Annotated in this window: 6 protein-coding genes and 1 pseudogene; 3 read left to right on the top strand and 4 right to left on the bottom strand. The window is 71.5% G+C overall.

The window, feature by feature from the left end:
- The 3 genes and pseudogenes from CCR97_RS23315 to CCR97_RS23305 all read left to right on the top strand — a co-directional run.
- A pseudogene (locus tag CCR97_RS23315) lies at window positions 1-980 on the top strand (DUF4139 domain-containing protein); the annotation flags it as partial.
- Between the two features lie 379 nt (window positions 981-1359).
- Window positions 1360-1626, top strand: a complete 267-nt coding sequence (locus tag CCR97_RS23310) for a PilZ domain-containing protein (RefSeq protein ID WP_111360562.1) — start codon at window positions 1360-1362, stop codon at window positions 1624-1626.
- A gap of 134 nt (window positions 1627-1760) precedes the next feature.
- A complete protein-coding gene (locus CCR97_RS23305) occupies window positions 1761-2345 on the top strand; it encodes a YidB family protein (protein ID WP_111360561.1) in 585 nt (194 codons plus the stop codon).
- A gap of 43 nt (window positions 2346-2388) precedes the next feature.
- Here CCR97_RS23305 and CCR97_RS23300 read toward each other — a convergent pair whose 3' ends face one another.
- The 4 genes from CCR97_RS23300 to CCR97_RS32375 all read right to left on the bottom strand — a co-directional run bounded on the left by CCR97_RS23300 (window position 2389) and on the right by CCR97_RS32375 (window position 6334).
- Entirely contained in the window at window positions 2389-2997 is a 609-nt protein-coding gene (locus CCR97_RS23300) for an HXXEE domain-containing protein (protein ID WP_111360560.1), read from the bottom strand.
- A 264-nt stretch (window positions 2998-3261) separates the two neighbouring features.
- A complete protein-coding gene (locus CCR97_RS23295; RefSeq protein ID WP_111360778.1) occupies window positions 3262-3468 on the bottom strand; it encodes a hypothetical protein in 207 nt (68 codons plus the stop codon).
- A 544-nt stretch (window positions 3469-4012) separates the two neighbouring features.
- Window positions 4013-5293, bottom strand: a complete 1281-nt coding sequence (ispG, locus tag CCR97_RS23290; RefSeq protein WP_201159913.1) for a flavodoxin-dependent (E)-4-hydroxy-3-methylbut-2-enyl-diphosphate synthase — start codon at window positions 5291-5293, stop codon at window positions 4013-4015.
- A 54-nt stretch (window positions 5294-5347) separates the two neighbouring features.
- On the bottom strand, window positions 5348-6334 hold the full coding sequence (locus CCR97_RS32375; RefSeq protein ID WP_201159912.1) for an EamA family transporter: 987 nt from the start codon (window positions 6332-6334) through the stop codon (window positions 5348-5350).
- Between the last annotated feature and the right edge of the window lie 108 nt (window positions 6335-6442).

Raw genomic sequence — 6442 nt, 5'->3', positions numbered from 1 at the left:
AGGCCGAGGAGGCCGCGACCCAGCTCCTCTACCGCTTCCCGGCCAAGGTGACGGTCGCCACCGGGCACACCGTGATGGTGCCGTTCGTCGACCGCGAGGTGACGGCGTCGCGCACCTGGCTCTACCAGCCCGAGGTCTCGGCGCGCCGCCCGCTCGCCGCGCTGCGCCTGCGCAACGACGGCGACGCCAGCCTGCCGGCCGGCATCGTCACGGCCTTCGACGGCGGCGCCGACGGGGCCGCGAACTTCGTCGGCGACGCACAGCTTCCGCTGCTCCCCCGCGGCACCTTCAAGTACGTGACCTTCGCGCTCGACGCCAAGACCGACATCCGCCGCGAGGACCAGGGGGTGCGTCGCACGACGCTCGGCAAGGCGGTCGACGGCACCCTGACGCTGACGACGCGCTCGCGCCGCACGGTCGGCTACGAGATCACCCCGCCGGCCGACGAGGACCGCGAGATCGTCATCGAGGAGGCGCGCGCCGACGGCTGGTCGCCGGCCGAGGGCAGCAGGGGCGTCGAGGAGACGCCGACCCGCCTGCGCCTCGCCGTCAAGGCGCCCAAGGGCCAGACCACCAAGGCGTCGCTGGTGCTGGAGCGCACCGACCGCCAGACCGTGGTGCTGACCGACTACGCCCCGGAGGAGATTCTGGCGCGCATCCGCGGCCTGGAGAACGAGACGCCGGCCGTGAAGGAGACGGTGCTGCGCCTCGGCGCGCTGGTCGGCGAGATCAACCGGGCGCGGGCCGAGCGGTCGCGTCTCGACGCCGAGCGCAAGCGCATCGGCGAGGACCAGGAGCGGCTGCGGCGGAACCTGCAGTCGGTCGGCGCGAGCTCGGATCTCGGCCGCCGCTACGTCGACACGCTGAAGAGCCAGGAGGACCGCCTCGCCGAGATTTCGCGCACCGAGCAGACGCTCGACGCCGAGATGGCGTCGAAGCGCCAGGCCGCCGTCGACGCCGCGCGGCAGCTGAAGCTGTGAGGCGGAGCGGGATCTGATCAGCTCACGCGCACGACGCGGGCGCCGCCTTCGTTTCACCTCTCCCCGGCGGGGAGAGGTCGGAGTTCGCGCCGAAGGCGCGAAGTCCGGGTGAGGGGGTGCCGCCCCCTCGACGAGACAAACGGCGTCGGCACCCCCTCACCCCAGCCCTCTCCCCGCTGGGGAGAGGGAGCGCGCAGCACGCGACGCGACGTCGGAGGACATCCGCGCCCTCGACCCGAAAATTCTCGTCGCATTGTCCGAAAAACACTCGTCGAAATCTTACGCGCGGGCTTTGCGGGCGCTTAGCGCGGCCGACCGACAATCGGCCTCGACCACGGCGACGCGACGCGCGGCGCCGGCGACACGAGGCGTATCAGCAATGGTTTTCTTCCGTCAGCAGCAGAACAAGCTGCGTGAGCTGCGCCGGAGCCCCCGGTTCGAGGTGCACTACCCGGCGTTCTTCGATCCGTGCGACGGCTCGACGCTGCAGAGCTGCATGATCTGCGATATTTCGGCCGGCGGCGCCAAGCTCACCGTGACGAGCCCGATCGACATGCCGGCCGAGTTCCTGCTGCTGTTCCAGCGTCGCTGCCGCATCGTGCGCCGCGACGACCGCCAGATCGGCGTGATGTTCCTGAAAGGCTGAGTCCCGACGGTATCGTGCCGCGCTCCGGGATTTGTTCCCGCGGCACAAGGTCCCGCCCTTCGCGGCGCTCGCGCCCTTGCGGCCTCCCTCACCCGACGCGATCTGATCACCGGGGCGGGCCGCAGGAGGCGACCATGGGACTTCTCGACGTCATCAACGGCATGATGAACGGGCCGCGCGGCGCGTCCGCCCCGGAGACGCCGGGCGGCAAGGACGCCGACAAGGGCGGCATGTCGCCCATCACCATGGCGATCCTCGGCCTCCTCGCCTACAAGGCCTACAAGCATTTCGGCTCCGGCAGTTCGCCGGTGCCGCAGGCGGAGACCAATGCGCCGCCCTGGGGTCCCGGGCGCGTGCAGGGCGAAGGCTCGTCCGGCGGGCTCGGCGGCCTCCTGGGCAGCCTCGGCGGCCTGCTGGGCGGCGGTGCGGCCGGCGGGGCGCTGAGCGGCGGCCTCAAGGACATGATGGACCAGTTCCACCGCAGCGGCCGCGGCGAGGTCGCCGACTCCTGGGTCGGGCGCGGCCCGAACCGCAGCATCTCGCCGCGCGAGCTGGAGGAGACGCTCGGGCGCGAGCGCATCGACGAGCTCTCCCGCCGCACCGGCCTGTCGCGCGACGAGCTCCTGGCCGAGCTCAGCCAACGGCTGCCGGAGGCGGTCGACGAGGTGACGCCGGACGGCAAGCTGCCGAGCGAGGCGCAAGTCCGCCGCTGGCTCTGAAGTCCGCCGCTGGCTGTGACGTCCGCCACCGGCGGCGAGCCGGTCAGACGAGCGCGGGCGTGCGGCGGCGATACGGGATCACGAACAGCGCGGCGACCGGCACGTGCAGCAGCACGCCGGCGACGATGAGGCCGCCGATCTCGGCCCCGGACAGGGCGCCGCGTGAGAATTCCGTGGCGAAGACCCAGACCGTGAACGGCAGGAAGAGCGCGATCGAGGTGACGAGGCCCGGATTGTAGCCGCGGAACCGCACCGTCGTGCCGATATGCGACAGGCCGTTGACGAAGGTCAGCCCCACCCAGCCCAGGCCGACCCAGCGCAGCGTCTCCGGGAACAGCGCCGCGAGACCGATCGGCAGCCACACCCAGGCGATGTTGACGAGCGCGACACCCGCCTCGTCGACGGGCCAGTCGTCGCGGCCGGTCTTGAACACATGCGCGTTGGCGTATTGCCGGAAGCCGCCCGGCCACAGATGCTCCTCGATCTGGTGCACCATGTAGATGAGCAGCAGCGCGGCGAACATCGCCTGCTCGCTCGCCGGGTTTTCGCCGAACATCACGAGCCACAGCGCGGCGACGAGGATGACGAGGACCGGCAGGGTCGTCTGCCAAGCGTGGGCGATCAGATGGGCGAAGCGGTGCAGGAGCGGCACGGCGAGGTCTCCGGGTTCGGGGGCACGAGGGACCGCGCCGCAGGGCGGCGCCCGCCCGCGCGCCGCGCGGCCGGTCGGAGCACCCTACCGGAGAGTGGTGAAATCCTTGCTAATACGGCGCGAGGACGCGGCGCCCGGTCGGCGCGCGTCACTCTCGGTCGTTCCGGGGCGCGGACCGAAAGGTCCGCGAACCCGGACTCAGCGCCGGATTCCGAGCTTAGGGCGACTGCCGCGCGTCAGGCGCGCGCGTGACGACGCCCGCGCTCAGGCCCGCTTCGCCGTGAGATGATCGATCTTCTTGGCGATGAGGACCGCGAACGGGATGGCGACCACGAAGCCGGCCGCCGCCACGATCGGGATCAGCCGCATGCCCTGGTCGTAGAGCGACGGCACGCTGACGACGGCGACCACCAGCGTCCCGGCGAGCGTGATGCCGAGCACCATCCAGACGAGCACCGCGATCTTCATCATGGGTCCGATCTCCGTCCGTGTTCTTGTTTCGCGCCGAGGCGACGTCCGCGCCAAGGCGACGTTCGCGCAAGGGCGACGCGGCGCCGGCACGGTCGCACCGCGATCGCGGCGGACCACCCGGCGATCCGGCCTATACCGCGCCGCCGCGAAAACCGGCTTGAGATGGATCAAGATGCGAATACGTGAATGCATCAGCCGCTGCACGGCGGCGGATCGCGGGCGGCAGTTGCCGCGGGCGGGAGGGGGTCGGACGGCGCGCCCCTCGGGCGCCACTCGCCGTCATGGCCGGGCTTCGTCCCGGCCATCCACGACCGTCCGCGCCGCCACGCCGCAAGACGTGGATGGCCGCGACAAGCGCGGCCATGACGGGCCTCGTCTGGCGGGGCGCTAAGCGGCCCGTAGCCGGCATGGAGCGAAGCGGAATGCAGGGGCGACAGGGGCGATGCTCGCCCGAGGCTCAACGCCCGGACACCCGCATTCCGCTTCGCTCCATGCGGGCTACGGCTCCGGCGCGACCGCGCGGAGCCGAGCTGAGCCGCCCGCCCTACTCCGCGGCGGTGCGGGCGCCGGCGCCCCAGCGGCGCTCGATGTAGTCGATCACCATGGCCTGGAAGTCGGCCGCGAGCGTCGGGCCGCGCAGCGTCGCGACCTTCTTGCCGTCGACGAAGACCGGGGCGGTCGGCTGCTCGCCGGTGCCGGGCAGCGAGATGCCGATGTCGGCGTGCTTGGACTCGCCGGGGCCGTTCACGATGCAGCCCATGACCGCGACGTTGAGGGTCTCGACGCCCGGATAGCGGGTCTTCCACTCCGGCATCGAGGTGAGGATGAAGCCCTGGATGTCCTTGGCGAGCTCCTGGAACGTCGTCGAGGTGGTGCGGCCGCAGCCCGGGCAGGCTGCGACCAGCGGCACGAACACCCGGAAGCCCATGGTCTGCAGGATCTCCTGCGCGACCTTCACCTCGAGGGTGCGGTCGCCGCCCGGCTCCGGCGTCAGCGACACCCGGATGGTGTCGCCGATGCCCTGCTGCAGCAGGATGCCGAGCGCCGCCGACGAGGCGACGATGCCCTTCGAGCCCATGCCGGCCTCGGTGAGGCCGAGATGGATGGCGTAGTTCGAACGCGCCGCGAGGTCCTGATAGACGGCGATCAGGTCCTGCACGGCGGACACCTTGGCCGACAGGATGATGCGGTTCCGCGGCAGGCCGATCTCCTCGGCGCGGGCGGCCGAGAGCAGCGCCGACTGCACCATCGCCTCGCGGGTGACGGCGCGCACGTCCTTGGGCGCGGCGAGCTTGGCGTTCTCGTCCATCAGATGGGTGAGCAGCTCCTGGTCGAGCGAGCCCCAGTTGGCGCCGATGCGCACCGGCTTGCCGTGCTTGATCGCCATCTCGACGATCGAGGAGAACTGCTTGTCGCGCTTGTCCTTGAAGCCGACGTTGCCGGGATTGATGCGGTACTTGTCGAGCGCCTCGGCGCAGCCCGGATGATCGGCGAGCAGCTTGTGGCCGATATAGTGGAAGTCGCCGACCAGCGGCACGTCGATGCCGGCCTTCAGCAGGCGCTCCTTGATGTGCGGGACGGCGGCGGCCGCCTCGTCGCGGTCGACCGTGATGCGGACGATCTCGGAGCCCTGGCGGGCGAGCGCCGTCACCTGGGCGACCGTGCCGGCGACGTCGGCCGTGTCGGTGTTGGTCATCGACTGCACGACGATCGGAGCACCGCCGCCGACCGTGACGTTGCCGACCTTCACGGCCACCGTCTCGTGGCGCGGCGCCGGACCTGCCAGTTCGCTGACTGCCGGTTGGCTCAGGGCCGGATCGCTCATCGTGCAACTCCCGAAAATGCAACGGCTGCGGAGTGCCAGACCCGCATGCCGGCGTCAACGCGACTCGTTCGTTCCCGCCGGCGGCGCCGGCATCGTCGTCCCGGCCGGCGGATTGCCGCGGCGCGGACGGTTCACCAGCACCAGCCCGGCGACCACCAGGGCGGCCGCCACGGCGAACGGCCAGTCTATAGCATCTCCGAGCACGACATGCCCGGCCAGCACCCCGAACAGTGGGGTGAGGAACGTGAAGGCCGAAAGACGGCTGGCCGAATAGTGCTTCACCAGTGTGAACCACAGCCCATAGGTGATTCCGACCACCCAGATGGTTTGATAGGCGAGCCATCCGGTCGCGGCCGGCCGCGGCACGCCTGCGATGGTCTCGCCGAACACCAGCGCGGCCAGCCCCAAGATGGGGATCGACACGGCGAGCTGGTAGCCGAGCGTCTTCTCCGGCGCGACATGGACGAGCCGCGAGCCCTTCACCACCAGCGTGGTGGCGGCCCAGAACACCGATGCGACGAGCAGGAGCGCGTCGCCGGCCAGCGTGCTCGCCTCGGTTGCGGCCGGCGCCGGGGCGGCGCCGGCGGCCGCCGGGGCGAGGAGATGCGGCACCCCGATCGCCACCGCGACGCCGACGAAGGCCGTCACCAGGCCGAGCCACTGCAGCCGCCCGAGCCGCTCGCCCGGCAGGAAGAACGAGCCGCCGAGCGCCACGAACAGCGGGGCCGTGTAGAGGAAGATGGTGCCACGGCTCGCCGAGGTCATCAGCAGGCCGCGGTAGATCATCACGAACTCGACGCCGAACAGGAGCCCGGTGACGAGGCCGGGCAGAAGGCTGCCGTCGCGCGAGAGCAGCGGCACGCGCCGCATCGCGCACCAGGCGAGCAGCATGGCGAGCGCCCCCGAGGAGCGGATCACCCCCTGAATCAGCGGCGGGATGTCGGGCAGCGCCGCCTTGATGGCGACCTGGTTGAGGCCCCAGCTCACGCTGAGGGCGACGATCGTCACGGTCGCGAGCGCGTCGAGCGGGCGGGCGGGCACGGCATGGTCCTGGCTGGCGCGAGATTTCGGGCGGGGTGCGGCGGCGTAGCGCCGCCCGGCTCCGGCGCCGGACGGGTCGGCCGGCGGCGGCGGCGATCAGGCGTCGGC

It is taken from the genome of Rhodoplanes elegans (assembly GCF_016653355.1).
Classification (GTDB): Bacteria; Pseudomonadota; Alphaproteobacteria; order Rhizobiales; family Xanthobacteraceae; genus Rhodoplanes; species Rhodoplanes elegans.
Note: the sequence above shows the minus strand (reverse complement) of the source record. Positions and strands in the feature narration are given on the sequence as shown.

What these genes read in the sequence shown, in the direction of transcription:
- CCR97_RS23310 (WP_111360562.1), top strand. Translation starts at nt 1,360, where the DNA reads ATGGTTTTCTTCCGTCAGCAGCAGAACAAGCTGCGTGAGCTGCGCCGG.
- CCR97_RS23305 (WP_111360561.1), top strand. Translation starts at nt 1,761, where the DNA reads ATGGGACTTCTCGACGTCATCAACGGCATGATGAACGGGCCGCGCGGC.
- CCR97_RS23295 (WP_111360778.1), bottom strand. Translation starts at nt 3,468, where the DNA reads ATGATGAAGATCGCGGTGCTCGTCTGGATGGTGCTCGGCATCACGCTC.
- ispG (WP_201159913.1), bottom strand. Translation starts at nt 5,293, where the DNA reads ATGAGCGATCCGGCCCTGAGCCAACCGGCAGTCAGCGAACTGGCAGGT.